The organism is Bradyrhizobium sp. Ghvi, assembly GCF_900115265.1.
In the GTDB taxonomy this organism is placed as follows: Bacteria; Pseudomonadota; Alphaproteobacteria; order Rhizobiales; family Xanthobacteraceae; genus Bradyrhizobium.
Map to the genome: position 1 here is coordinate 783,369 of NZ_FOVU01000002.1, position 25,743 is coordinate 809,111.

Annotated in this window: 27 protein-coding genes; 14 read left to right on the plus strand and 13 right to left on the minus strand. The window is 63.7% G+C overall.

Annotated features, from left to right (window positions below; genetic code table 11):
• Positions 1–145: 145 nt before the first annotated feature.
• Genes BM374_RS10530 through BM374_RS10545 form a run of 4 tightly spaced genes read right to left on the minus strand, consistent with a single transcriptional unit; the run spans position 146 to position 4,329 of the window.
• Positions 146–1,348, minus strand: a complete 1,203-nt coding sequence (locus tag BM374_RS10530; RefSeq protein WP_092291581.1) for an ABC transporter substrate-binding protein — start codon at positions 1,346–1,348, stop codon at positions 146–148.
• 30 nt (positions 1,349–1,378) lie between these two features.
• Complete coding sequence (locus BM374_RS10535; protein WP_084803796.1) at positions 1,379–1,963, minus strand: amino acid synthesis family protein; 585 nt, start codon at positions 1,961–1,963, stop codon at positions 1,379–1,381.
• 15 nt (positions 1,964–1,978) lie between these two features.
• Positions 1,979–2,875, minus strand: coding sequence for a UPF0280 family protein (locus BM374_RS10540; RefSeq protein ID WP_092291583.1), 897 nt, complete (start codon positions 2,873–2,875; stop codon positions 1,979–1,981).
• Positions 2,872–4,329 carry a 6-hydroxynicotinate reductase gene (locus BM374_RS10545; protein ID WP_177248233.1) on the minus strand — a complete coding sequence of 486 codons (1,458 nt, stop codon included), beginning with the start codon at positions 4,327–4,329 and terminating at the stop codon, positions 2,872–2,874. Before BM374_RS10545 ends, BM374_RS10540 begins: the two co-directional genes overlap by 4 nt.
• A 244-nt stretch (positions 4,330–4,573) precedes the next feature.
• Here BM374_RS10545 and BM374_RS10550 point away from each other — a divergent pair, with 244 nt between their 5' ends.
• The 3 genes from BM374_RS10550 to BM374_RS10560 all read left to right on the plus strand — a co-directional run bounded on the left by BM374_RS10550 (position 4,574) and on the right by BM374_RS10560 (position 9,826).
• Entirely contained in the window at positions 4,574–5,056 is a 483-nt protein-coding gene (locus BM374_RS10550) for a (2Fe-2S)-binding protein (RefSeq protein WP_092291587.1), read from the plus strand.
• Positions 5,056–8,565 carry a molybdopterin cofactor-binding domain-containing protein gene (locus BM374_RS10555; RefSeq protein WP_092291589.1) on the plus strand — a complete coding sequence of 1,170 codons (3,510 nt, stop codon included), beginning with the start codon at positions 5,056–5,058 and terminating at the stop codon, positions 8,563–8,565. The genes BM374_RS10550 and BM374_RS10555 overlap by 1 nt, the downstream gene beginning before the upstream one ends.
• 283 nt (positions 8,566–8,848) lie before the next feature.
• A complete protein-coding gene (locus BM374_RS10560) occupies positions 8,849–9,826 on the plus strand; it encodes an MBL fold metallo-hydrolase (RefSeq protein ID WP_092291591.1) in 978 nt (325 codons plus the stop codon).
• Between the two features lie 92 nt (positions 9,827–9,918).
• Here BM374_RS10560 and BM374_RS10565 read toward each other — a convergent pair whose 3' ends face one another.
• A complete protein-coding gene (locus BM374_RS10565) occupies positions 9,919–10,887 on the minus strand; it encodes a catechol 2,3-dioxygenase (protein ID WP_092291948.1) in 969 nt (322 codons plus the stop codon).
• 412 nt (positions 10,888–11,299) lie between these two features.
• On the opposite strand from BM374_RS10565, the gene BM374_RS10570 reads away from it, so the two are divergent.
• The 4 genes from BM374_RS10570 to BM374_RS10585 all read left to right on the plus strand — a co-directional run bounded on the left by BM374_RS10570 (position 11,300) and on the right by BM374_RS10585 (position 15,059).
• Positions 11,300–13,039, plus strand: a complete 1,740-nt coding sequence (locus tag BM374_RS10570; protein ID WP_092291592.1) for an ATP-binding protein — start codon at positions 11,300–11,302, stop codon at positions 13,037–13,039.
• A 119-nt stretch (positions 13,040–13,158) separates the two neighbouring features.
• The gene (locus tag BM374_RS10575; protein ID WP_092291594.1) at positions 13,159–13,737 is read left to right on the plus strand and encodes a peroxidase-related enzyme; all 579 of its coding nucleotides are present in this window, start codon (positions 13,159–13,161) and stop codon (positions 13,735–13,737) included.
• Entirely contained in the window at positions 13,734–14,228 is a 495-nt protein-coding gene (locus BM374_RS10580; protein ID WP_092291596.1) for an MgtC/SapB family protein, read from the plus strand. Before BM374_RS10575 ends, BM374_RS10580 begins: the two co-directional genes overlap by 4 nt.
• 168 nt (positions 14,229–14,396) lie before the next feature.
• Positions 14,397–15,059 (plus strand): flavin reductase family protein, encoded by a 663-nt coding sequence (locus BM374_RS10585; RefSeq protein WP_092291598.1) that lies wholly within the window; start codon positions 14,397–14,399, stop codon positions 15,057–15,059.
• Between the two features lie 24 nt (positions 15,060–15,083).
• Here BM374_RS10585 and BM374_RS10590 read toward each other — a convergent pair whose 3' ends face one another.
• From BM374_RS10590 to BM374_RS10600, 3 genes are all read right to left on the minus strand, one after another.
• Positions 15,084–15,281, minus strand: coding sequence for a hypothetical protein (locus BM374_RS10590; protein WP_092291600.1), 198 nt, complete (start codon positions 15,279–15,281; stop codon positions 15,084–15,086).
• Between the two features lie 337 nt (positions 15,282–15,618).
• Positions 15,619–15,879 carry a DUF6894 family protein gene (locus BM374_RS10595; RefSeq protein WP_092291950.1) on the minus strand — a complete coding sequence of 87 codons (261 nt, stop codon included), beginning with the start codon at positions 15,877–15,879 and terminating at the stop codon, positions 15,619–15,621.
• Between the two features lie 8 nt (positions 15,880–15,887).
• The gene (locus BM374_RS10600; RefSeq protein WP_177248234.1) at positions 15,888–16,619 is read right to left on the minus strand and encodes a Crp/Fnr family transcriptional regulator; all 732 of its coding nucleotides are present in this window, start codon (positions 16,617–16,619) and stop codon (positions 15,888–15,890) included.
• Positions 16,620–16,782: 163 nt separating this feature from the next.
• On the opposite strand from BM374_RS10600, the gene BM374_RS10605 reads away from it, so the two are divergent.
• Positions 16,783–16,986 carry a hypothetical protein gene (locus tag BM374_RS10605; RefSeq protein ID WP_092291602.1) on the plus strand — a complete coding sequence of 68 codons (204 nt, stop codon included), beginning with the start codon at positions 16,783–16,785 and terminating at the stop codon, positions 16,984–16,986.
• A gap of 29 nt (positions 16,987–17,015) precedes the next feature.
• On the opposite strand, the gene BM374_RS38515 is transcribed toward BM374_RS10605, so the two are convergent.
• Positions 17,016–17,159, minus strand: a complete 144-nt coding sequence (locus tag BM374_RS38515) for a hypothetical protein (RefSeq protein ID WP_177248206.1) — start codon at positions 17,157–17,159, stop codon at positions 17,016–17,018.
• A gap of 122 nt (positions 17,160–17,281) precedes the next feature.
• Complete coding sequence (locus BM374_RS10610; protein ID WP_092291604.1) at positions 17,282–17,908, minus strand: ParB-like protein; 627 nt, start codon at positions 17,906–17,908, stop codon at positions 17,282–17,284.
• 264 nt (positions 17,909–18,172) lie between these two features.
• On the opposite strand from BM374_RS10610, the gene BM374_RS10615 reads away from it, so the two are divergent.
• The 6 genes from BM374_RS10615 (at position 18,173) to BM374_RS10640 (ending at position 23,009) form a co-directional block, all read left to right on the plus strand.
• On the plus strand, positions 18,173–18,517 hold the full coding sequence (locus BM374_RS10615) for a hypothetical protein (protein ID WP_092291606.1): 345 nt from the start codon (positions 18,173–18,175) through the stop codon (positions 18,515–18,517).
• 239 nt (positions 18,518–18,756) lie between these two features.
• Positions 18,757–19,044 carry an acyl carrier protein gene (locus tag BM374_RS10620; RefSeq protein WP_007592476.1) on the plus strand — a complete coding sequence of 96 codons (288 nt, stop codon included), beginning with the start codon at positions 18,757–18,759 and terminating at the stop codon, positions 19,042–19,044.
• Between the two features lie 10 nt (positions 19,045–19,054).
• Positions 19,055–19,525 (plus strand): 3-hydroxyacyl-ACP dehydratase FabZ family protein, encoded by a 471-nt coding sequence (locus tag BM374_RS10625; RefSeq protein ID WP_092291608.1) that lies wholly within the window; start codon positions 19,055–19,057, stop codon positions 19,523–19,525.
• A complete protein-coding gene (locus BM374_RS10630) occupies positions 19,522–20,727 on the plus strand; it encodes a beta-ketoacyl-ACP synthase (RefSeq protein ID WP_092291610.1) in 1,206 nt (401 codons plus the stop codon). The genes BM374_RS10625 and BM374_RS10630 overlap by 4 nt, the downstream gene beginning before the upstream one ends.
• A 48-nt stretch (positions 20,728–20,775) precedes the next feature.
• Positions 20,776–22,053 (plus strand): beta-ketoacyl-ACP synthase, encoded by a 1,278-nt coding sequence (locus BM374_RS10635; protein ID WP_092291612.1) that lies wholly within the window; start codon positions 20,776–20,778, stop codon positions 22,051–22,053.
• A gap of 11 nt (positions 22,054–22,064) precedes the next feature.
• Positions 22,065–23,009 (plus strand): lipid A biosynthesis lauroyl acyltransferase, encoded by a 945-nt coding sequence (locus tag BM374_RS10640; protein ID WP_092291615.1) that lies wholly within the window; start codon positions 22,065–22,067, stop codon positions 23,007–23,009.
• 20 nt (positions 23,010–23,029) lie between these two features.
• Here the strand turns inward: BM374_RS10640 and BM374_RS10645 are convergent, their stop codons facing one another.
• Genes BM374_RS10645 through BM374_RS10655 form a run of 3 tightly spaced genes read right to left on the minus strand, consistent with a single transcriptional unit; the run spans position 23,030 to position 25,673 of the window.
• Positions 23,030–24,151 carry a polyamine ABC transporter substrate-binding protein gene (locus tag BM374_RS10645; RefSeq protein WP_092291617.1) on the minus strand — a complete coding sequence of 374 codons (1,122 nt, stop codon included), beginning with the start codon at positions 24,149–24,151 and terminating at the stop codon, positions 23,030–23,032.
• Positions 24,152–24,157: 6 nt separating this feature from the next.
• Positions 24,158–25,339, minus strand: a complete 1,182-nt coding sequence (locus BM374_RS10650) for an aminotransferase (RefSeq protein ID WP_092291619.1) — start codon at positions 25,337–25,339, stop codon at positions 24,158–24,160.
• A 7-nt stretch (positions 25,340–25,346) separates the two neighbouring features.
• On the minus strand, positions 25,347–25,673 hold the full coding sequence (locus BM374_RS10655) for a rhodanese-like domain-containing protein (protein ID WP_177248207.1): 327 nt from the start codon (positions 25,671–25,673) through the stop codon (positions 25,347–25,349).
• Positions 25,674–25,743: the final 70 nt, after the last annotated feature.

Sequence of the window (25,743 nt, forward strand, 5' to 3'; positions counted from 1 at the left end):
TGGGTTAGCCCTGCAGATGCGCAGAGCGCATCGGCTCGGCGTAACCCACCACCTTTTTCTCGTATGGGCACCGAAGATGGTGGGTTACGTCACGCAGATGCGCTTTGCGCATCTGCGTGACTAACCCACCCTACGGCACTGGCGCTTAGTCCTTGGGCCGAAGCTTCTCGACTTCGGCATCGCTGGGCAGATAGTCCGCACCCTTCTTGTAGGAGGCGTCCACCATCACGCCCTTGCCGTCCTTCTGCGCGGTCTTGCCGACGAAGGCACCGAGGGTCGATTGGTGGTCGATCTTGCGGAACGTGATCTCGCCGAACGGCGAGGGCATGGAAATGCCTTCAGCCGCCGCGATCATCTTGTCGGTGTCGGTCGAGCCGGCCTTGGCGATGATCGCAGCCGCCGCCTTGATGGTCTGGTAGCCGACGATCGAGCCGAGGCGCGGATAGTCATTGTACTTGCCCTGATACGCCTTCAGGAACGCATCGTGCTCGGGCGTCTTGATCGAGTACCAGGGATAGCCGGTGACGATCCAGCCCTCCGGCGTCTCGTCCTTGAGCGGATCGAGATATTCGGGCTCGCCGGTCAGGAAGGATACGACCTCGCGCCCCCTAAACAGGCCGCGGGTGTTGCCTTCACGGACAAGCTTGACGAGGTCAGGGCCGAACGTGACGTTGAGAATGGCTTCCGGGTTGGCCTGCGCCACCGCCTGCACCACCGGACCCGCGTCGATCTTGCCCTGCGGCGGCCACTGCTCGTCGACCCACTGGATGTCAGGACGCTTCTCCGACATCAGCTTCTTGAACACCGCGACTGCCGACTGGCCGTACTCATAGTTCGGCGCAATCGTCGCCCAGCGCTTGGCCGGCAGCTTGCTGGCGGCCTCGACCAGCATCGCGGCCTGCATGTAGTTGGAGGGGCGCAGACGGAAGGTGTATTTGTTGCCTTTCGACCAGGTTATCGCGTCCGTCAGCGGTTCGGCCGCGAGGAAGAACACCTTCTTCTGGTTGGCGAAGTCGCTGACCGCGAGGCCAATGTTCGACAGGAACGTGCCCGTCAGCATCGCGACGCCTTCGCTGGAGACGAGCTCGTTGGCCGCGGTCTGTGCGTCCGCCGGTTTGCCACCGTCGTCCTTGGAGATGACGACGAGCTTCTTGCCGTTGATGCCGCCGGCTGCGTTGATCTCCTCAACGGCGAGTTGCCAGCCCTTGCGATATGGCTCGGTGAAGGACGGTAGCAGCGAGTAGCTGTTGATCTCACCGATCTTGATGTCCTCCGCCACGGCCGAATGGCCGATGCCGACAGCCAGAAGCGCAAACGCCGCGCCGACAAAATAGTTTCTTGCTCGCATCCCAACCTCCAGTTTTGAATTTGTCACGTCTTATCGCAAACCGTCTTCGCCCTTGATCTCGGCGACCGTCAGCCCGCCGACCCGCGGCAATGGACGGCCGCTGTCGGTGACGGCAACCGCGACCATGATCTCGTTGGCGCGCGGCGCATCATTGATCTGCACTTCCATCCCGTCGAAATGGCTACGCACAAAGGCCGCGTCCTTGTGCCCGAGCGGAATGTCGAGCGTCGTGCCGGGGCCGCTGCGCTTTTTCGACGACGGGATCAGCGCCGCGCCCTTGCTCAGGACTTTGCGCACCGGTGCGCCCATCTTCGGGTGAAGAATCGCGGCGGCATGCTCCAGCTCACCGTTCTCGCCGACAGCCGCGGCCTTGCCGTAGCTTTGGGCCTTCGCGCCGTCGATGCCCAGCGCCGCCACGGCGCGCTTCGACAACAGCTCGCCGAGCTCCTCGCCGATCGCGATCAAGGGCGAAAGGTCCTCGACATATTTGCCGGCAAAGGGATTCTCGATCACGGCGATGGCCGCGGCGCGCCGGGTCGGCGGCGAAACCTGACGACCCATCTCCATCTGCGTCTCTTCGACGACGGTGACGATCTTGCGAATGATCGCGCTCATGCTTCGCTTCCCTGTTCAGGCACCGACCGCATTCTCCAGCGCCAGCGGGCGCGATCGTTGCTCTCTTATATCCTTGGTTCCGACGACGATCATATCACCACAAAGCCTGAGCACGGCACCCTCGATCAATCCGCGATCGAATAATTGCCGTGCACATTCCGCGCCAGATTCCAGCGCGGCGGCGATGTCCTTTCGTGACAATTGACTGACATTGCGGGTGACGAGACGCGAACCGAGATCGCTGTCTGGCTGAAGCTCGTTGGCGGGTTGCCGGATGATGCCGGGATGGCCCGGCAGGTCGACTGCATTGGCAATGATCGTCGCCGCCGCATCGGCCTGCGACGCGGTTGCGGCCAGCACCGTCACGGCGTCCGCGATGCCGAGCGAAAAGCTGCGGCCATGACGCCCGCTAGTCGCAATGCCGCGAATTGGGTCGTTCGCATCGACCCTCAGAGTGCGCATCACGCCGTCGCCGTCAGGCCGATCGATCAGGCCGACCGAAAAATGCTCACCCCGCCCGAGATGCAGCGCGATGTCGCCACCGTTATTGACATAGACACGCTCGAGCGGCGCAGCGTCCAGCATCGCGCCGAGAATCTCCTCGGCCACGCTTCCGGCCACCGCGGCCATCGGGGTGATGAAGCAATCGGACGCGTAAGGCGCGACCGCCGCGTGCATCCGGCGCGCGACCACGCTCCTGAGCGACGTCCGCTCCCCTGCAGCCGCCCGCAACTCCGGCAGTTCCGCACAGAGTTCGTCGAGCAGTCCGGTCAAGCGGCGCGCCGCGGCCTCATAAGCCACCTGCACGTCGTGCGCGGGCCCCCTCGCCTCGATAATCAGGTCAATCGGTCCATCCTGCAAATGCAGCCGCCGGCCATCAGACAGCATTGCAATTTGCGGGAGTCTTGTCATGGCCGCGGTCCCGGGATCGGATTCTGCCAGGGCAGCTGGCGGACGTCGTCACCGTTCTGCACCTCGGACAGCGGCTTCACGTAGTCCATGTGCCCGCCGAGCGCGGCATAATCAGACAGCTTCATCGTGAACTCGATCGGCGCCACCAGCGCCGGCGTCGGCACATAGCCGAACGCACCTGACGGCATCTGCGTCACGTCAACCATGTAGGTAATGCCGCCGCCCGGCCAGACATAGACAGGCGCGCCGCCGCTGGTGACGCGCGTCAGCGCATCCTTCACCGAGCGAGTCAGCCGCACCGGATTGTCAGTGACGCCGGCCCGCAACGAGCCGCCGGCGCCGGCCATGAACAGCACCGTGCACAGGGCCGGCTCGCAATTCTCCTGGATGCGCTCGACCGAGAATTTCAAATCGGCAGGCATCTCGGTCTCAATCGGCTTCAGGGCCTCGTCGAGCACATAATACGAAGAATGCTCGCCGGTGGTGGAGACCATCAGCATGGTCAGGCCCGGCTTGGCCTCCTTGGCGTCGAACGGACCGAGGATCGCCAGCGGATCGGAGATATTGGTGCCGCCCCAGCCGGTGCCGGGATCGGCGACCTGGAAATAGCGGCCGGGCGTCGAGCGCCGGCCCTTCATCTTGATGCCGCTGTCGGGGATGTCGAGCAGCTTGCCGGCCTGGTGCTCCGAGAGCACGCCGGTGATGTGGTCGTCGACCACGACGACCTCGTCGACCTTGCCTTGCCATTGCTTGGCGAACATGCCGATCGTCGCCGAGCCGCAGCCGACGCGCATGCGCTCTTCTTTCACGCCGTTCACGACAGGTGGCCGACCGGCCTGCACCACTACCGTGGCGCCGCCGTCGATGGTGAGCTCGACCGCTTTGCAATTGGCAAGGTCCATCAGCGTGTCGCAGGTGACGCGCCCCTCCTTCTTGGAGCCGCCGGTGAGATGATGCACGCCGCCGAGCGACAGCATCTGCGAGCCGTATTCGCTGGTGGTGACGTGGCCGACCGCCTCGCCCTGCGCGCGCACGGTCGCGGTCTCCGGCCCGAGGTAGCGGTCCGTGTCGATCTTCACCTTGATTCCGCAATAGGAGAAGATGCCCTCGGTGACCACGGTCACCATGTCGACGCCGTCGACTTCCGCGGAGACGATGAAGGGCGCCGGCTTGTAATCGGGATAGGTCGTGCCCGCGCCGATCGCCGTCACGAAGGTCGAAGGTTCGTGGACGATCTTGCCGTCCCAGTCTTCGGTGCGGCTGAACGGCACGAGCTTGCCGCCGTGCGAGACGGTGCGCTCCAGGATCACATGGGGATCGACGCGAACGAGCTTGCCATCATGGTTGGCATAACGGTCGCAGGCGCCTGCCGCGCGCGGCTTGATGTAGCACATCACCGGACAGGCATCGCAGCGGATCTTGTCGGTGGCAGCGCTTGTTGTTTCCATCACCATGGGAGAGCCAGCAGACACTGCGGTTATCATTCGTATACGAACGATGTTGCGCGCGGTCCTGAGAGCTGTCAAGCGGCGCCGCGCGCGAAAAGATGCGCCTGCCGCATAAAACTGCATTTGCCTCCCAGGCTTGTCCACAAAGCGGGCAATTGCGCTGCACTGCGGCATGGCCGCTTGCACGTTTGTGTACAAACGGTATCGTCGCCACATAGACATTTCGCGACCGCAGGGTTTGGGAACGAGGATGACGCAAGCACCGATCCGCCTCACCGTGAACGGCAGGATCCACGACGTCACGGCAGAGCGCCAGACGCCACTGCTCTACGTGTTGCGCAATGATCTCGGCCTCAACGGCCCGAAGTATGGTTGCGGCTTGGGTGAATGCGGCACCTGCACTGTCCTGATCGATGGCGTCGCCGCACGCTCCTGTGTGATTCCGGTGAGTGGATGCGTTGGGCGCGACATCGTGACGCTCGAGGGGCTCGGCACGCGCGACAAACCCGATGTGGTGCAGCAGGCCTTCATCGACGAGCAGGCCGCGCAGTGCGGCTATTGCCTCAACGGCATGATCATGACCACCAAGGCGCTGCTGGCGATCAACCCGCAGCCATCCGAGCAGGAGGCGCTGGCCGCGCTGCGCTACAATCTCTGCCGCTGCGGCACGCACGTCGAAATCCTGCGCGCGGTGATGCGTGCGTCGGGCCAGCTCGTCGAGGCGGCTGACTGATGTCCTCACCTCTTTCGAACGTAGCGGAGCGGGGCTCGCTCGTCGTCGTCCGCACGGTGGACGAGGTCACCTCCGAGACCTTCGTGCGGATCACCGCCGACGGTTCGGTGACGGCCTATAACGGCCATGTCGATCTCGGCACCGGCATCCGCACCGCCCTCGGCCAGATCGTCGCCGAAGAGCTGGACGTGTCTTTTGCGCGGGTCGTGGTCGTACTCGGCGACACAACCGTGGCGCCGAACCAGGGCGCGACGATTGCGAGCGAAACCATCCAGATCACGGCCGTGCCGCTGCGCAAGGCCGCAGCCCAGGCGCGACACTTCCTGATCGCGCGCGCGGCCGAGCGGCTGGAGCTGCCGGCCGAAGACCTTAAGATCGAGGACGGTCTCGTCCGAGGCCATAATCGCAGCATCAGCTATGGCGAGTTGATCGGCGGCGAGATCATCCGCCTCGAGCTGGCCGATGACGTCGCCGTCAAGGCCGTCAGCGACTACGCCATCGTCGGCCAATCGATGCCGCGGGTCGATCTTCCTGCCAAGGCCACGGGCGAGCTGACCTTCGTGCATGACGTTCGCCTCCCCGGCATGCTGCACGGCCGCGTGGTCCGCCCGCCCTATGCCGGCGTTGATGCCGGCCCGTTCGTCGGCACCAGCCTCATCGCGGTCGACGAATCTTCCGTGCGCGACATCCCGGGTCTCGTCGCCGTCGTTCGCATCGGCGATTTCGTCGGCGTCGTCGCCGAGCGCGAGGAGAACGCGATCCGCGCGGCCGATCAGCTCAAGGTGAGCTGGAATCCCACTCCGGCGCTGACCGATCTCGCCGATGTCGAGAGGGCGCTACGCGCCAATCCGTCCACGCCCCGCACACTGATCGACAAGGGCGACGTCGACGCCGCGATATCAGTCGCGGCCAAGCCGATGCAGCGCACTTACATCTGGCCGTATCAGATGCACGCCTCGATCGGCCCGTCCTGCGCCGTCGCCGATTTCCAGGATGGCAATGTCCGCGTCTGGTCCGGCACGCAGAACCCGCACGTGCTGCGCAGTGATCTCGCCCTGCTGATCGAGCGCCCCGAGAGCGAGGTCGAGATCATCCGTCTCGAAGCCGCCGGCTGCTACGGCCGCAATTGCGCCGATGACGTCAGCGCGGATGCGCTTCTGCTGTCACGAGCGGTCGGCCGGCCAGTGCGGGTCCAGCTGACGCGCGAGCAGGAGCACGCCTGGGAACCCAAAGGCACCGCGCAGCTCATTGACGTCAACGGCGGCCTGAATGCCGACGGCGGCATCGCCGGTTACGATCTCGCCACGCGCTATCCTTCGAACGCAGCACCAACGCTGGCGCTGCTCCTCACGGGGCGCATCTCGCCCGAACCCGTGGTACTCCAAATGGGCGACCGCACCGCGATCCCACCCTACGATTACGACCACATGCGCGTGGTCGCACACGACATGCCACCGATCGTGCGCGCATCCTGGTTTCGCGGCGTCTCGGCGCTGCCGAACACCTTTGCGCACGAATCCTATATCGACGAGGCGGCAACCGAGGCCGGCGTCGATCCCATCGAATATCGCCTGCGCTATCTGAAGGACCAGCGCGCCGTCGATCTCGTCAATGCGGTGGCCGAGCGCGCGGGCTGGACACCGCGGCCGGTTCGTGAAGAAAAGGACGGCGACATCGTGCACGGCCGCGGCTTTGCCTATGCGCTCTATGTCCACAGCAAGTTTCCGGGCTATGGCGCGGCGTGGTCGGCCTGGGTCGCCGACGTCTCCGTCAACAAGACCACCGGCGATGTCAGCGTTACGCGGGTGGTCGCCGGGCAAGACTCCGGCCTGATGATCAATCCCGACGGCGTGCGCCACCAGATCCAGGGCAACGTCATCCAGTCCACCAGCCGGGCGCTGATGGAGGAAGTCTCGTTCGAGCGCGGCGCGGTGGCAGCGCGCGAATGGGGCGCCTATCCGATCATCCCCTTCCCCGAGGTGCCCAAGATCGACGTCTTGATGCTGCCGCGCCAGGACCAGCCGCCGCTCGGCGTCGGCGAGTCTGCCTCCGTCCCGAGCGCGGCAGCGATTGCGAATGCAATCTTCGACGCCACCGGCGTGCGCTTCCGCGAGCCGCCGTTCACGCCGGAGCGCATTCTCAGGGGATTGCACGGAGAAACATCGCCCGTGCCACAAGTCCTGCCCGCGCCCGCTGCGCGGCCGTCCCGCATCTGGGAAAATCCATTCGCCAAGGGCGCCGGCATTTTCGCTGCGATCGCGGCCGTCTGCACTGCAGCGATCGGCATCGGCGCTACGCTTCTGCCGGGCCGAGCGATTGCGCCGATCGCCCGGCCCGACGCGTCGGTCTATTCGGCCGCGACCATCGCGCGCGGCCAGCAGCTCGCAGCGCTCGGCAATTGCGCGGAGTGCCACACCACGATCAACGGCGTGCTCAACGCCGGCGGCCGTGCGCTGGAAACGCCGTTCGGCACGATCTATTCAACCAACATCACACCTGATGTCGAAACCGGGATTGGCGCCTGGTCGTATCTCGCCTTCGAGCGCGCGATGCGCGACGGCCTGCATCGCGACGGGCGGCAGCTCTATCCCGCCTTTCCCTACCCGCATTTTGCCAAGACCAACGATGCCGACATGCAGGCGCTCTATGCCTACCTGATGGCGCAGCCCGCGGTGCGCGCGACGGCGCAAGCGAACAAGCTCATCTTCCCCTTCAATCTCCGCCCGCTCCTTGCCGGGTGGAACGCGCTCTTCCACCGGACCAACGAATTCAAGCCCGATCCTGCCAAATCCGAGCAATGGAATCGCGGCGCGTATCTCGTCGAAGGTCTCGGCCATTGCAGCGGCTGCCACTCGCCGCGCAACGCGCTCGGCGCCGAGCAGCGCCAGGCCTATCTCGCCGGCGGATTCGCCGAGGGCTGGGAAGCGCCACCGCTGACGTCACTCTCGCACGCGCCGATCCCCTGGAGCGAGGACGAGCTGTTCGCCTATTTGCGCACCGGCCATTCGCGCTATCACGGCGTCGCGGCCGGCCCGATGGCGCCTGTTGTCCGGGACCTCAAGGCCCTCCCCGATCAGGACATCCGCGCGATGGCGGTCTATCTCGGCTCGTTCAATGACGGTGTAGCAAACGCGCCCGCTTTGGCCGCGAAACTCGAGAGCGCAACGCAAGTCACCGTCGCCTCCTCCACCGGTGCGCGACTTTACCAGGGCGCCTGCGCCGTCTGTCATGAGGTCGGCGGCCTGCCGCTGTTCGGCAGCCGGCCCTCGCTGGCGCTCAACAGCAATTTGCACAGCGCGACCGCGGACAATCTCGTGCAGGTGATCCTTCACGGCATCACCGAGCCCGCATCGAGCGACCTGGGCTACATGCCCGCGTTTGGGAATAGCATAAGCGACGCGCAGGTCGAAGAGCTCGTCACCTTCCTGCGTAAGCAGTTCGCGCCCGAGAAGCCCGCATGGTCAGGTGTTCGCGAGACGATCGCGCGCGTGCGGACGTCCACTCACTAGGTCGCCGATCGCGTCGTTGCCACGATCGGCAAGCAGCATTGACCCAGATCTTGGATGCGGCTGCTTTAGTCTGGAAGACGCGGAATCGGTTCATCAGGCTGGGCAAATTATCCGAGTTGCCGGGCGCATTGGGAAGGATCAGAATTGACGCTTTCCGAACGCGCGAAGAGGCTTGACGAGCAACACGACCGATCCCCGTCACCGGGGGGCCCGGCTCTGCAAAACGCTCAGCGACTCAACCAGCCTGCCTGTTTCAAGCGCGCTCACGACAGGAGACGCTGCCATGACGATCAGAGGGCTTATTGCAGCAGTTCTCACAGGTGCAATTGCGCTGGCGACGACCTACACCAGTGCGAAAGCTGCCGGAGATCAGATTACCATCCTTTACGACGCCTTCGGTACAGACGCCACGATGACAAAGGACTGGGGCTTCTCGGCCTTTGTTGAAGTCGCCGGAAAGCGAATCCTGTTCGATACCGGGGATAACGCCGATATTTTCGCCGCCAACGTAAAAGCGAAGGGCATTGATCTGACCAAGCTCGACTTTGTTGTGCTTTCGCACCGGCATTCGGATCACATGGCTGGATTGAGCTACGTCTTGAGCATCAATCCGACAGTAAAAATCTACGCGCCAAAGGAAGGCTTTGGCATCTACGGCTCGTCCCTTCCGTCCAGCTTCTATCGCAAGGATGACTCGCTCCCGCCTGAAATGCGATACTTTGGCGGCAAGCCACCTGAGGTGATGAAGTTCGGAGCGGCATGGGCCAATGCGCACTTCGAATTGATCGATCAGACAACCGAAATTGCTCCCGGGATCACGCTGATCTCGTTGATCTCGGATGCGCCCGGGACAAAAGAACTCAAAGAGCTGTCGCTCGCAATCAACACCGCAAACGGAACGGTTCTTGTGGTTGGCTGTTCACATCCTGGGATCGAGAGGATCGTTGAGGCGGCAACTGCGATCAATCCCAAGATCCATCTGATTGCCGGCGGCTTTCACCTCGTCGCGGCGCCCGACGACGTGATCACCAAGGCTGTGGCCGCGCTGAAGGACCGCTTCAAGGTCGAAAACATTGCGCCGGGACACTGCACGGGTGAGCCGACTTTCGCAGCTCTGAAGAAAGCCTTTGGCGATAGATATATATACGCCGGACTCGGCACATCTATTTCAATTGGACCCGGTTCGGATGTGAGACGTGGAGACATGCCTGCTCCCGAGGAGCTCATCATCTATCGAAGATTGGCCGCAAGCGAGGACTGATTTCTCACGGGAGCTTGCGTCCCCGCAGAGGGCTGCCGGTCAGGGGAGCTTAGGAATCAAGTCACCCCCTGACCAATGAGTCCAGTTCTGGATCAACCGTGCTTCTTCATCTCCACCGGCGGGGTGCCGTGGGTGTGGAAGGACTCGATCGTCTTCAAGCCCCAGGCCTGACCCTTCTTGCGCTCCTCTTCCGTCCAAACGATCGGCTTCCAGTCCGGCGCGAGGATGAGACGCGCGCCGGCATTGGCGACTTCGACGCGGTTGCCGCCGGGCTCATAGACATAAAGAAAGAACGTCTGCTGGATCGCGTGCTTGTGCGGTCCGGTCTCGATGTGCACCCCGTTCTCCAGGAAGATATCGGCGGCGCGCAAAATCTCCTCGCGGCTGTCGAGCGCGTAGGTAACGTGGTGGAAGCGGCCCGCCACGCCGGAATGATCGAGCGAATAGGCGAAGTCGTAGCTCTTGTTCGACATGGTCAGCCACATCGCCGCTTCCCGGCCGTCGTTGAGCACGATCTGCTCGGTGAGGCGGCAGCCGAGGTAATTCTCGAAGAACTCACGGTTGGCCTTGATGTCGACCGCGAGGCAGTTGAGGTGGTCGAGCCGGCGCACGTTGACGCCGCGCGCGGGAAAGCGCTGCGCCTGGTTCTTCAGCGCCGGCTTCAGCTCCGGCGGCGCCTGATACCATTCGGTCTCGTAATAGAGCTCGACGATGTGTCCGTCGGGATCGCGGCAGCGGAATGTCGGTCCCTGCCCCATGTCGCCGTCGATCCAGCCGATGTCGAAGCCCGAGCCCTTCAGCGCGGCAACGCGGCGCTCCAGCGCCTGCTGGCTGCGCGCGCGCAGCGCCATATGCTCCATGCCTGAGGTCTTCGAGGCCGTCAGCTTGAGCGAATAGCGCTCGTAATCGTCCCAGCCGCGCAAATAGACCGACTCGCCCTTCTGCCCGCTCACCGTCATGCCCATGACGTCGACGAAGAACTTCAGGCTCTCGTCTGGCTTCGGCGTCAGCAGTTCCATGTGGCCGAGATGGGCAAGATCGAAAATCGGTTCGGGCTGCATGGTCTTCTCCTGAGCGGCGATCGGGAACGCGCGATCGGGCGCGGAGCGTATGGTCCCGACCACGTCCGACGGCATTCGATCTATTTGTACTAATGTACAAATGATTAGGTCCCGTCAACAAATCAACACGTGCCGGTCCACGAGGAAGGTCCGGGCCCGCGACACAAATCTTGCACCGAATGCAGCGTGGACTGCCCGGATGGTAAAATCTTCCTTAACCAGAACGAAGGCCCGAAGGCTGCGAAAATCGGCATTTTCGGGCTATTTCCGCGCACAAATATGCATTGGGAATAAAGCTCATGACCGAATTGTCGCGGATTTAACAAAGCGGCCGCCTCTGCGGTTTAACCGTTTGTCCAGCCACGGCTGCGCATAGTCGGAGAAACAGTCTGACTTTTCAGGTTCATCCATCGTGACATCCTTTGGACGCGTGATTTCGGTACGCGGATCGCTCGCGCGGGTCGGACTTCTGGCGGAAAGCCAGATGCCGATCTCGGAGGTACGGGCGACAGTCGGTCGCTTCGTCAGCATCCGCTGCGCCAGCTCGGTCATCGTCGCCATGATCACGGAGGTGTCCTGCGAGAATTTGTCGAGCAGCGACAATTACATCGCGATCGCCTCGGTTGACCTGCTCGGCGAGATCCTCAATGCGGCCGACAAGGCCAAATTCCAGCGCGGCGTAACCAATTATCCGACCATCGGCGACGCGGTGGATCTGATCACCAGCCAGGAGCTGCGCACCATCTACGCGCCGACCGGGTCGGATCAAATCAATGTCGGCTTCCTCCAGCAGGACCGCTCCGTCGTCGCCTATGTCGACGTCGAGGAGATGCTGTCGAAGCACTTTGCGGTGCTCGGATCGACCGGCGTCGGCAAATCCACCGGCGTGTCGCTGCTGCTCAACGAGATCCTCAAAGCACGCCCGAACCTGCGCATCTTCCTGCTCGACGTGCACAACGAATACGGCCGCTGCTTCGGCGACCGCGCGCTGGTGCTCAATCCGCGAAACCTGAAGCTGCCGTTCTGGCTGTTCAATTTCGAGGAAATCGTCGATGTGCTGTTCGGCGGCCGCGCCGGCGTGCCCGAGGAGCTCGACATCCTCGCGGAAGTCATCCCGCTCGCCAAGGGCGTCTATACGCAGTACCAGAACGCCGACCGCATTGGTCTGAAGCGCATCGATCCCAAGCAGATCGGCTACACCGTCGACACGCCGGTGCCTTATCGCCTGGTCGATCTGATGTCGCTGATCGACGAGCGCATGGGGAAGCTGGAAAACCGCTCCTCGCGCATCATCTATCACAAGCTGATCTCGCGCATTGAAGCGGTGCGCAACGATCCGCGCTACGCCTTCATGTTCGACAACGCCAATGTCGGCGGCGATACCATGGCCGAGGTGATCAGCCATCTGTTTCGCCTGCCTGCCAACGGCAAGCCGATGACGGTGATGCAGCTCGCCGGCTTCCCGGCTGAGGTCATCGATTCCGTCGTCTCCGTCCTCTGCCGCATGGCCTTCGACTTCGGCTTGTGGAGCGACGGCGTCTCGCCGCTGCTGTTCGTCTGCGAAGAGGCGCACCGCTACGCGTCCGCCGACCGCAACATCGGCTTCGGCCCGACCCGCAAGGCGGTCTCGCGCATCGCCAAGGAAGGCCGCAAATACGGCGTCTATCTCGGCCTCATCACCCAGCGCCCGGCCGAGCTCGACGCCACCATCATCTCCCAGTGCAACACGCTGTTCACGATGCGTCTTGCCAACGACCGCGACCAGGCGTTGCTGCGCGCCGCGGTGTCGGATGCGGCCGCGAACCTGTTGTCCTTCGTGCCATCACTCGGCACCCGCGAAGTCTTGGCCTTCGGCGAAGGCGTCGCGCTGCCGACGCGACTGCGCTTCAAGGAAGTGCCGCCGCACCAACTGCCGCGCGGCGAAGCCACCATTTCGAGCGTGCCGTCGGTCACCGCCGGTCACGACATGCATTTCGTCAGCGCCGTACTCGAGCGCTGGCGCGGTGCCACCTCGCAACGGGACGTGCCGAACGACCCGGTGTTCTCCGCGCCGCCTACCAAGACGCTCGCGCCAGCCGAGACGCCGATGCTGCAGCCTTCGATGGGGCTCGATCCGGATCGCTTCTCCTTACTGAAGAAGCCGCTGCGGTAAAGCGCTCCCGTGTCCCGGACGCGCTGCAGCGTGAAACGCTGCTGCGCAGAGCTTGCGACGCCTCTGGAGCCTATCGTCCGCATGGACTATGTTTCCCGCCCCAGCCGGAAACCATGCCCATGACAAAGCCCACGCCACGCTTCCAAGCTCCCGCAATCGACACGCTCCCTGAGGACATCCGCACGCGCCTTCTCGCCGTGCAGGAAAAGAGCGGTTTCGTGCCCAACGTATTCCTGACGCTGGCCTACCGGCCCGACGAGTTCCGCGCCTTCTTCGCCTATCACGACGCGCTGATGGAGAAGGACAGCGGGCTCACCAAGGCCGAGCGGGAGATGATTGTGGTGGCGACCTCGGCGGCGAACCAGTGCCAGTATTGCGTAATCGCCCATGGCGCGATCCTGCGCATCCGCGCCAAGAACCCGCTGATTGCCGACCAGGTCGCGACCAACTACCGCAAGGCCGACATCACGCCCCGGCAGAAGGCGATGCTCGATTTCGCGATGAAGATCTCCGCCGACGCGCAGCGCAGTTCCGAGGAGGATTTCGCGGCCCTCAGCCCCCACGGCTTCAGCGACGACGACATCTGGGATATCGCCGCGATCTCGGCCTTTTTCGGGCTGTCAAACCGGCTGGCGAATTTCACCGGCATGCGGCCGAATGATGAATTCTACCTGATGGGGCGACTGCCGAAAGCATGATGGATCTCGACTGGCCCGAGACCCTGATCCGCCTCGGCGTTGCGACGCTTGCCGGCGGCGCAATTGGTCTCAATCGCGACCTGCACGGCAAGCCGATCGGGCTCAAGACACTTGGCATCGTCGGCCTCTCCACCGCAACAGTGGTGCTGCTGGCGCTGCAACTTGGGGAGCCCGGCAAGATCGCCGATGCGACGAGCCGGGTGATCCAGGGCATTCTGACCGGCATCGGTTTCCTCGGCGCCGGCGTCATCGTCCACGAGAGCGAGCAGTTTCGCGTCCGGGGACTGACCAGTGCGGCTTGCACCTTTCTTGCCGCTTGCCTCGGTGTCGTCTGCGGCGCCGGACATTGGAAGATCGTTGCTGTCGCGATTGCGCTCGCTTTCGCGTTGCTCACGATCGGACATCGGATCGAGCGCCGCCTGCATCGCATGCTCGGTGGGACGGATGAGGCGCACGAGGCCGAAATTCGCGAGCGGAACGGCCGGCGCTGACGGCGGTCATCCCAAACGGTATCCCTGCTCTTAGACCTGACGACGCCAATCGCCTGGCATGTGGACTAAAGTTTTCGCTCGATTGTCCGCCTGAACCGCTGATAATCGGGTCCGAAACGTTCGCGATTGCCGCTGGCGCGGCAGTCGCTCGGACCAGAGAGTAAAACGATGGATACCCGTGCGCACCAAGCCGGCGACGTGACGTTCGATTTCCGCGAATTGTCGGCGCGCGACAAATACAAGCTGCTGATCGGTACGGTCGTGCCGCGGCCCATCGCGCTGGTGACGACGATAGATCCCGAGGGGCGGATCAACGCGGCGCCGTTCAGCTTCTTCAATTGCCTGTCGGCGGATCCGCCGATCCTGGCACTCGGCGTCGAGAATCATCCGGACATGCGGTTCAAGGACACCGGTCTCAACATCCGCCTGACCGAAGTCTTCACCGTCAACATCGTCTCGCATGCGATCGCCGAAGCCATGCATGTCTGCGCCGTGCCGTTCTCACCGGAGCATGACGAGTTGCAGGCTGCCGGCCTGACCGCGATGGCGGGCAAGACCGTGGCCTCGCCCTGGATCAAGGAAGCGCCTGCTGCGTTCGAATGCCGCCGTCACCTGACGCTGGAGCTCGGCAAGTCGCGCCAGATCATCATGGGCGAGATCCTTTTCGCGCACTACCACGCCGACGTCGTCGACGCCGAACGCTTGCACATCGATCCTGCCAGGCTCGATGCCATCGCAAGGCTTGGTGGCAGCACCTGCTCGACCATTCGCGACCGTTTCGACATGGAGACGCCGACGCTGGACGACTATTGGAATCAGCGACGGTCGTAGACAGCTGGCCCAGCCTTCCAACACTCAGGACGTATGCCCGTCGAAATCGCCCTCGACGGGCGTTTTCTTGGCGCGCTGCGGCGTCATTCTGGTGGCGTCCAGCCGGCCTGGAACACCGCGCGGCCCGAGCTGCTCGCGTTGGAGATCGTCTTCGGAAAACGACGGCTCGACCCCGTTGGGTTCGGTCCGCCGCGTGGCATGAATATCGTCTCGTCCGCTCATTGTGATCTCCTCTCGGCCTTGCGGATACAGCGTTCCAGCCAGGCCCTGACGTCGACCTCGACTCGGTATCGTGGCATCGCTCATGCCCTGGAGCAGACGGTCCCGGCTCTCACGCTTACGTGCCGGGACCGCCGCTGAAGGAGCGACCAGCCAGCCGGGTAGACGGCCAGTCGCACTGGAAACGACGTCATCGCAGCAGCTGCGTTCCTATTTTGATCGGCATCGGTTTGACGACCGGCACTTGGGGGCGCATGCGCCAGGATAGAGACTATTCGCCGATGAGGCTCCGCTTGCTCGGCCGCAACGATCCATTGGAACGATCGCGCGTCGGCCGCGCTCATGCGATCGTTCGGGGCTGATCGCCGGCCAGTTCTTGGACCTCGAGCCTGATCGAGATCCTCAGGCAAGGCGTCTGTTCGTCCTCGCGCACGTCTACGACGACATGATCGGCGCGGCCGGCCACGAAAGCCTCCCGGGCGATGGACGTACCGGTCAACATGGCTTCCTTGCGGGCCCCCTCCACATTCGCAAAGTTCTGTCCGTCCTCGTCCTTGATGAGGCGGCTATCCTCGTGGATATCGAAATGGAATCGTGGCATCGGGCGCCTCAAAGGGTGGGCGACTGATGCAGGTAACGACCGTCGAAATCCGCTAGTTCCTGAAATTTCTGCTCGTCGAGGACGGTGACACGACCGCGACTGAACTCGACGACCCCTTCCTGCCGCACTTGCTTGATCACACGATTGGCGTGCACCGCGGTGATCCCCAGGGCTTCGCCGATCTGCTCCTGCGTCAATGGCATCTCGAAGCTGTCGCCGTCCACACGGCCGATGAGCCTGAGGCGTTCGCGCAGCTCGATCATGACGTGGGCGAGCCGCGCCGGCGCAGGGCGCTGGCCGACATTGACGATCCATTCGCGGAACATCGCGGAGTCGATCAGCGTATCGCGCCAGAACATCTCGGCGACGCGGGGGCTGCGGCGATGCAGCTTCCGCAGATTGTCGTGGCTGATGAAGCCAAGAGTTGCGGGGGTCAGCGTGGTGAGGTCATGGTCCATCACGTGCAGGAACAGGCTCATCAAATCTGGAATTTCGCCGGGGATCTGGAGTGAAAGGATCTGCCGCCTGCCGCTCGCGATCGTCTTGGAACGCGCACAAAAACCATCCACGATCAGGCAACACTCGCTCGCGCGCTCGCCGTCGCGCACAACGGCCCTCTCGGAGGGGTACTGCCGTACCGAGATCGGAAGGGCTTCGATCTCCTTGACGTCCTCGTCCGCGATCGCGGACGAGACGCGCAGGCGTTGGATGAGCGCCGCGCGGATCGTGTCGCTGGGCACCTCAGTGAGCTCCGATGGCGTGAAATGAAGCCTGATGCAATTTCCGGACGCCACAGCGCCGTCATGACGAAACCCGCAATCGTCCCGCCCGGTTCCAACAAAAGTTAAGGACGGAGTTTGTCCGCACATGGTTGGCTTGGCTCGGGGAGCGAAAGGCCACATCATGACGAAGAAGCGCAATCGCACGCGACCGGCCCTGTCCCTCCAAGAACGCCTGACGAAGTTCACGCAACAGGCGCGCGCCGCCGCTCAAAACCTGCCGGCAGGCGCCGAGCGACACGCGTTGTTGCAGAAGGTCCGCGACGGCGAAGCCGCCGCGGAGATGGAGCGCCTGTTATCCTCGCCGGAGCTGCACGATCCAAAATGATCCGCGCCCTGGCGCGACGTGCGATGTCGCTAGTGGTTGACCATCAGCGGAAGCGCCGGAGCAAAGCGCTCGGCAAATGTCAAAGTCCTGGCCTGTTGAACCGCAGCAAACGAGGCCGAGATTCCGACCGAAGCGACCGCGAGCAAGGCAACGACGAAAGCCAAACGGCGCATGTGAGCCTCCTGTGTGAGCTCGACTACCACAATTAAGTGGGCTGGCTCTGTTTCAGGACGGTTTCGTCGGCACGGAAAATGATTTCGCTCAAGCGCCTGTGATCAGCTCGCGCGCGGGCGCCTCAATCGTCCGACGCCGGGCCGCACCAGCCGGGCAGATAGATCGCGTCCTTGCTCTTGGCCGCCGCCAAGGCCTTTTCCAGCGCCTTGTCGAAATTGGCGTCCACGGCCTTGCGCGTCAGCTTGCGGCGCAGAAAGTCGGCCCACAAGAATTCGGAGAACGGCGTGGTGTCCTTGGCGAAACCGCCCATGCGGCGAAGCTCTCCGGCGAGACTGCGGAAGGGATCGTCCTTGAGCTCGGCGACCGATTTCGGCAGGTCGCGGAACGGACGACGCTCGCCCTTGCTATCGTAAGGATAGACCCAGCGCTTGTTATCCATCACGCCCCAGAACGCGTCGCGCTCGACCATCCGGAGATCGCCGACCACGGTGACCAGCACCTGCTTGATCCCCTCGTCGTGCAGCGCGCGGCCGAGATGGTGGTGGTCGATGACGTAATAGCGATCGTCGGGTCCGGCCACGACAGGGATCATATGGGTGCCGAGCAGGTCGGACTGCTTCTTCTTGCCATGCTCGCGCCAGCGCTTGCGCTTCTCCTTGACCTCGCGCATGCCGACCGTCATTTGCGTCGGCCGGAGCGACAGGATCGACACCGGATGCACTCTCGGCTCGCGCGCGTTGGTGGTCATGATCGAACGGCCTTTCGTCTGGTGGCAGTTTGGGTCCGGGTTCCCGATTATGCCATGGACGTTGCGGCGGCAACATGGATGCGGGTTGGGAGCGCCGGTCCGGCTGGTGTTGCGGCGCAACCCGCGCGCCCACGGCGTCGGAATTACTACCCGTTCCCAGCAGCATGCAGGGACGACGATGCGGACGCACAAGGACAAGATTTTCTGCAACCGAGGCGGCGCTTATGCTATCTAAAAATCGCTGCTTCGGAGTAATCCCCGTCCATGAAATCCCAGCGGCCCATAACCTCGGACGACGAGCACCGGGTGCTCCAGTTCAGGCCGCGAACGACGCCCTCCCCTGTGATCCGCCAGGGCGGCGGTATCGTGCAGAAGTTGCATGCAGCAGCGCCCGAACCGCTCGATTTGTCGCGCTATGAACAGCCCCGCGATGAGCCGGACGACTTCCGCCATCGCATGCTCGCCAATATCGCCGCGCTCGCCTTTACCATCGCGCTGACCGCGATCGGTATCTGGCTCGCGGTCAGCATCGCCGATTTGCGCCGGACCCAGGATTGCGTGCTGATGGGCCGGCGGGACTGCGTCAAGATCACGACGCCGCACATCTAGGTCAAGCACGCCGCGGAAGCCTCCCTGCGGGGGCTACCCTGCCTGAAGCCCCTGGGGCAGCATCCCCAACCCTGTCCCCGGGTCCTGTCCGGCTCCATTGAACTCAGGGCGGCGCTCCGATATACGGGCTTCCGACCCGTCCAGAGGGGGGTTGAGGGCGTCATCAGGGGCGCGATGCCCACCCACCGTGCTACTCCTGGATACCTGAAAAATACCTGCAATATATCAAAGGCTTAGTGATGTCCTCCACATTCGATCAGGTCGCTACGATCATCGCTGAAACCTGCGACATCCCGCGCGACACGATCACGCCGGATAGCCATGCCATCGATGACCTCGGCATCGACAGCCTCGATTTTCTGGACATCGCGTTCGCGATCGACAAGCAGTTCGGTATCAAGCTGCCGCTGGAAAAGTGGACCCAGGAAGTCAACGACGGCAAGGCGACCACCGAGCAGTATTTCGTCCTGAAGAACCTGTGCGCGCGCATCGACGAGCTGGTTGCCGCCAAGGGCGCGAGCGCCTAATCGGGCGGTCATGCAACTCGAATATTTCCACATGATCGATCGGATCGTCGACCTCAACGTCGACGAGAAGAAGATCATCGTCGAGGCCCAGGTCCCCCAGGAGAGCACCGTCTTCGAGGGGCATTTCCCGGGCTATCCGCTGATGCCCGGCGTGCTGCTGATCGAATCGATGGCGCAGGCCTCGGGTTTTCTGCTGCTTGGGGTCTTGAAGTTCGAGCGTATGCCTATCCTCGCCGCAGTGAAGGAAGCCAAGGTGCGCGGCTCGGTGTTTCCGGGCGAGCTCATGACCCTCGAGGCGAGCCTCGTCCATGAGGGCTCGGGCTATGCGATGACCGAGGCGAAGATCCGCGTCGGCGGCAAGCTACGCGCGAATTCGACGCTCACCTTCACGCTGATCCCCTTCCCGAATTCCGACATGCGCGGATACATGAACGCTGTCGCCCAGCGCGTCGGCTTTCCGCAACAGGCCGTCTCGCCATGACTGACACTGCTTCGAAGCCCGGCCAGACGGAAGTCTGGATCACCGGCATTGGTCTTGCCACCTCGCTCGGCGAAGGTCTCGACGCCAACTGGGCCGCACTTCAGGAGAAGCGCGTCAATGTCGACGAGAAGGGCTTTGCGCCCTTCATCGTGCATCCGCTGATGCCTGTGACCTTCGACAGCCAGATCCCGAAGAAGGGCGATCAGCGCCAAATGGAAGCCTGGCAGCGCATTGGCACCTATGCCGCGGGCCTGGCGCTCGACTCCGCCGGCATCAAGGGCAACAAGGACATCCTGTCGAAGATCGACATGGTCGTGGCCGCCGGCGGCGGCGAGCGCGACCTCAACGTCGACACCGGCGTGCTCACTGCCGAAGCCAAGGGAGCGAACGCGCCCGGCTTCCTCAACGAACGGCTGATGAGCGATCTGCGCCCCACGCTGTTCCTCGCCCAGCTCTCCAATCTTCTCGCCGGCAACATCGCGATCGTGCACGGCCTCGGCGGCACCTCGCGCACCTTCATGGGCGAAGAGGTCGCGGGTGCGGACGCGGCCCGCATTGCGCTTGCACGCATCGCTTCGGGCGAGAGCGACATTGCGCTGGTCGGCGGCTCGCATAATGGCGAGCGCAAGGACCTCATGGTTCTCTACGAATTCGGCGACTTCAACCTCAAGGACAAGTTCGCGCCCGTCTGGGCGCGCAAGGACCATTCCGGCTTCGCGCTCGGCTCGGCAGGCGCGTTCCTGGTGCTGGAATCGAAGGCGCATGCACAGGCGCGCGGCGCAAAGCCGTTTGCAAAGCTGTCGAGCGTGGTCGCCGACCTCGCCCGCCGCAAGCAGCCCGGCGACATGGCCGCGACACTCGAGAAGCTCTGGGCCAAGCTGCCCAGGCGCGAAGGCAAGGGCGCGATCATCACGGGCGCGACCGGCGCCGAGCCCGCGACGAGCGAAGAACGCGGCTTCCTGAAAGGCCACGCCGACTACCCGGTGCGCGCGACCGGTACGATGTTCGGGCACACCATGGAAACGCAATTCCCGCTCGGGATTGCGCTCGCCGCATTGGCAATCTCGCGCGGCGCGCTGTTTCCGCCGAACGATTCCACGGGGACCGAGATTGAAATGCAGGGGGCGCCCACCCAGATTGTGGTGATGGGCGCGGGACACTGGCGCGGCGAAGGCATGGCGCTGGTCGAGGCCGTAAGCTGAAGCGCGTCGCGCTCTGGCGAGTGATGCTCTAGCTCTATCGGGGGACACATGACTGCACCACGCGACAAACTCGGGCGTCCGGTCGTCGTCGTCACCGGCATGGGCATCGTGACCTCGCTCGGCGCCGGCAAGGCCGACAATTGGTCCAAGCTCGTTGCAGGTGAGTCCGGCATCCGCACCATCACGCGCTTTCCGGTCGACGGCCTGAAGACGACGATGGCCGGCACGGTCGATTTCGTCAGCGTCGATCCGTTCTCCTCGACCGGCCTGTCCGAACGCATGGCCGAGCTGGTCACACAGGAAGCCCTGGAGCAGGCTGGCATCGGCGCCAAGGGCGATTTTCCGGGGCCACTCTTCCTTGCGGTTGCGCCGGTCGAAGTCGAATGGCCGCAGCGTCGCGAGCTCGGCCGCGCCGTCGGCAAGCCCGACTTCACCTACGACGATCTGTTGCGCATTTCCGGCGGCGGCAAGTACACCGCCTATCACCACCGCTTCATGTTCGGCTCGGTCGCAGCGCACCTCGCCGAGACCTTCGGCACCAAGGGCTCCCCGATCTCGCTGTCGACGGCCTGCGCGTCCGGCGCGACGTCGATCCAGCTCGGCGTCGAGGCGATCCGCCGCGGCGAGACCGATGCCGCGCTGTGCGTCGCGACCGACGGCACGGTGAACCCGGAAGCCCTGGTGCGCTTCTCGCTGCTCTCGGCGCTGTCGACCCAGAACGATCCGCCGCAGGCGGCCTCCCGCCCCTTCTCCAAGAACCGCGACGGTTTTGTCATGGCCGAAGGCGCCGGCGCGCTGGTGCTGGAGAGCTATGAGGCCGCCACCGCGCGCGGCGCCAAGATCCTCGGCGTGATTGCCGGCTGCGGCGAACTCACCGATTCCTTCCATCGCACGCGTTCGTCTCCTGATGGCAAGCCGATCATCGGTTGCATGAACAAGACCCTGGCCGATGCCGGCATGACCCCGGACCAGATCGACCACATCAACGCGCACGGCACTGCGACGCCCGAGAACGACAAGATGGAGTTCAACACGACCTCGGCCGTGTTCGGCGAACTCGCACAGAAGATTCCGGTCACCTCCAACAAGTCGATGGTCGGCCACACCATCTCGGCCGCCGGCGCGGTCGAGGCGATCTTTTCGCTGCTGACGCTCGAGCATCAGCGCATTCCTCCGACGATCAACTACGAGACGCCGGATCCGACGATCCTGTTCAACGTCGTCGGCAACAAGGCACGCGATGCCCGTGTCACCGCCGTGATGTCGAACTCGTTCGGCTTCGGCGGCCAGAATGCCTCGCTGATCCTGACACGCGAACCGGCCTGACCTAACGCAGCATGGCGCTGATTCCCATCAGCACGAAGATTCGCGCGCGCAATGCAGCCAAGGAGGCTGCAAAGTCGATCAGCGGAGGCCTCATCGGCGCTGCCACAGTCGGCATGCTGCGCACCACGCGCTATTTCGATCCGGTCAAGACCTCGGACTTTTTCGCGCGCGTCACCAAGACCATCGGCCCGCGCCTGCGCGAGCATCGCATCGGCCGCGCCAATCTCGCGGCCGCCTTTCCCGAGAAATCGCCGGAAGAGATCGAAGAGATCCTGATGGGCGTATGGGACAATCTCGGCCGCGTCGGCGCCGAGTTCGCCCACATGGATCACGTCTGGGACTACGACCGCGCGCATCCGGAGCGCAGCCGGATCGAGCTGCTCAAGGACAGCATCGAACGGTTCGATCGCATCCGTGACGACGGCAAGCCAGCGTTGATCTTTGCCGCTCATCTCGCCAATTGGGAGTTGCCGGCCCTCGCAGCCGTCGCACATGGACTGGACACGGCGATCCTCTATCGCCGCCCGAACATCGCCTCCGCCGACCGCATCATCCAGGAGATGCGTCAGGTCAATATGGGCACGCTGATCCCCGCGGGTCGCGACGCGCCGTTGCGGCTTGCGCAGGCGCTCAAGGACGGCAAGCACGTCGCGATGCTGATCGACCAATATCTGACCGGCGGCGTCGAGGTCACCTTCTTCGGCCGCAAGACCCGCGCCAATCCGATGCTGGCGCGCCTGCTCCGCCAGGTCGAATGCCCGATCCACGGCGTCCGCATCATCCGCCTGCCCGGCTTCCGCTTCCGCGCCGAGCTGACCGAAGAGATCCCGCCGGTGCGCGATGCCGACGGCAAGATCGACATCCAGGGCACGACGCAGGCGGTCACCAATGTGGTGGAAGGCTGGGTGCGCGAGCATCCCGAGCAGTGGCTGTGGCTGCACCGCAGGTGGCGCTAACGGGGTAGTTCCGTCGCCCTCTACCGCCCCGTCTTCACCTTGGTCCAGAGCCGATTGATGATGCGCTGCGTTGCGGGATCGCGGGCGGTGATGACGAACAGCTTTGCGAGCGTCGCCTCATCCGGATAGATGTTCTTGTCGTTGAGGATTTTCGGATCGATCAGCTTCTGGCTGGCGAGGTTGCCGTTGGCGTAGGACAGGAAGTCCGAGTTCTTGGCGGCAACGTCCGGGCGGTAGAGATAGTTGATCAGCTCGTAGGCTTCGTTGACGTTCTTGGCGTCCGCGGGGATCGCGAGATTGTCGAAGAACATCTGCGCGCCCTCCTTCGGAATGGCGTAGCCGATCTCGATGCCGCTGCTGTTGTCTTTCTTGGCTTCCGCCGCACGGGCCCGGGCCTGCATGATGTCGCCGGACCAGCCGACCACGAAGCAGATCTCGCCGGTCGCGAGCGCGCTTAAGTATTCGGATGAGTGAAACTTGCGCACGAAGGGGCGGACCTTGGCGACAACGTCGGCGGCCTTCTCGAGATCGGCCTGCTTGGTCGAGTTCGGATCGAGCCCGAGATAGTTCAGCGCCGCCGGGAAGATGTCGTCGGCGGAGTCCAGCATGTGGACGCCGCAGTCTTTGAACTTGGCGAGATTCTCCGGCTTGAAGACGATGTCCCAGCTGTCGATCTTGGCGTCGGCGCCCAGGATCTGCTTCACCTTGGCGACGTTGTAGCCGATGCCCGTCGTGCCCCACATGTAGTTCGCGGCATAGAGGTTGCCGGGATCGTAGGTGGCCAGATTCTTGGTCACCATCGGCCAGGCATTGGCGAGGTTCGGCAGCTTCGACTTGTCGAGCTTCTGGAAGATGTTCGCCTTGATCTGGCGCTGCAGGAAATAGGCCGTGGGCACCACGACGTCATAGCCGGACTTGCCGGCCATCAGCCGCGTCTCCAGCGTCTCGTTCGCATCGAAGGTGTCGTAGACCACCTTGATGCCGGTTTCCTTAGTGAAGGCCTCGAGGACGTCGGGCGCCATGTAGTTCGACCAGTTGTAGAAGTTGACGACCCGCTCCTCGGCCCTCGCGGGGACAGAGAGCAACGTCAGCGCGGCGGCAACAAGAAAGAGGCGAAATCCCGAGCGGCCGACTATCGTCATATCTGTCTACCTCTTGCGTCCACGCACCGCGTCCGACAGCCGCTCCAGCGCGGTGTCGAGCGTCTCGTCCTTCTTGGCAAAGCAGAAGCGCACCACCGAGGTCACCGGGTCCTGTTCGTAGAACGCCGACACCGGGATCGCCGCGACCTTGTAGTCTTTCACGATCCGCCAGCAGAACTCGGTGTCGCTCTCGTTGAGCCCCAGCGGCGACAGGTCGACGGTGAGGAAGTAGGTGCCCTGCGACTTCAGCACGGGGAAGCCGAGGCTCTCCAGCCCCCTGGTCAGGCGGTCCCGGCTCCGTGTCAGATCCTTGCGCATCGACAGGAAGTAGTCGTCGGACTTGCCGAGGCCGTAGGCGACGGCGGCCTGCAGGTTCGGCGCGGTGGTGAAGGTCAGGAACTGGTGCACCTTGGCGGCGACGCGGAGCAGCGGCGGCGCGGCGCAGACAAAGCCGATCTTCCATCCCGTGAGCGAAAAGATCTTGCCGGCCGAGCCGACCTTGATGGTGCGCTCGCGCATGCCCGGAATGGTGATCAGCGGGATGTGCTTGTGCTCGTCGAAGGTGACGTGCTCCCAGACCTCGTCGCAGATCGCGATGACGTCGAACTCCTGGCAGTAGCGGGCGAGCAGCTCGAGGTCCTCGCGCGGATAGACCACGGCGCTAGGATTCAGGGGATTGTTGAACAGCACCGCCTTGGTCTTTGAATTGAACACGCTTTTCAGCATGTCCTCATTCAGCCGCCAGTGCGGCGGCTCGAGCCGGACGAGGCGCGGGATGCCGCCGGCCTGGCGGATGATGGGCAGGTAGGAATCGTAAACCGGCTGGAAGCAGACCACCTCGTCGCCGGGCTGCACCACCGCGAGGATCGCCGAGGTCAGCGCCTCGGTACCGCCGGACGTGACCATCACCTCGCTCATCGGATCGAGCTTGAGGCCATGCCAGTGGCCGTAATGGGTCGCGATCGCCTGGCGCAGTTCCGGCAGGCCCATCATCGAGGGGTACTGGTTGTACCCGTTGAGCGAGGCCTCGGCCGCGGCGCGGCGGATGTCCTCCGGGCCGGGATCATCAGGAAAGCCCTGGCCGAGATTGATCGCGGCATTGTCGCGCGCCGCTTGGGACATCGCCTCGAAGATGGTGACGGGAAGGTCGGCGAAGACCTTGTTCAGCGAGGAGCTCTTGGTCGTCATCGCGTGGTCAGCCGCCGACCTTGCTGGGAAGCCCCGCGGCCTTCCAGCCGAGCATGCCGCCGGCCAGATGCTTGTTGTAGGGCAAGCCCGCTGCCTGCGCCGCGAGCGAGGCCGTCACCGAGCGCTTGCCGGAACGGCAGGCGAACACGACCTCTTTGCCCTGGGGATCGGGGATCGCCTTGGGATCGAAGGTCGAGAGCGGAACGACGACGCCGTAAGGGTAAGCCTCGGCTTCGACCTCGTTCGGCTCGCGGACGTCGACGAGCAGATAGCGGCCCTCCGTGACACCCTTTGAGACCTCGTCCGGGGTCAGATCCTGTACTTGATTTGCCACATCATCCTCCAACGTCGCGGGGTCGCTTCCGGGGCGATCCCGGCGGCCGGCAACCTCGCCTCTCGGCATG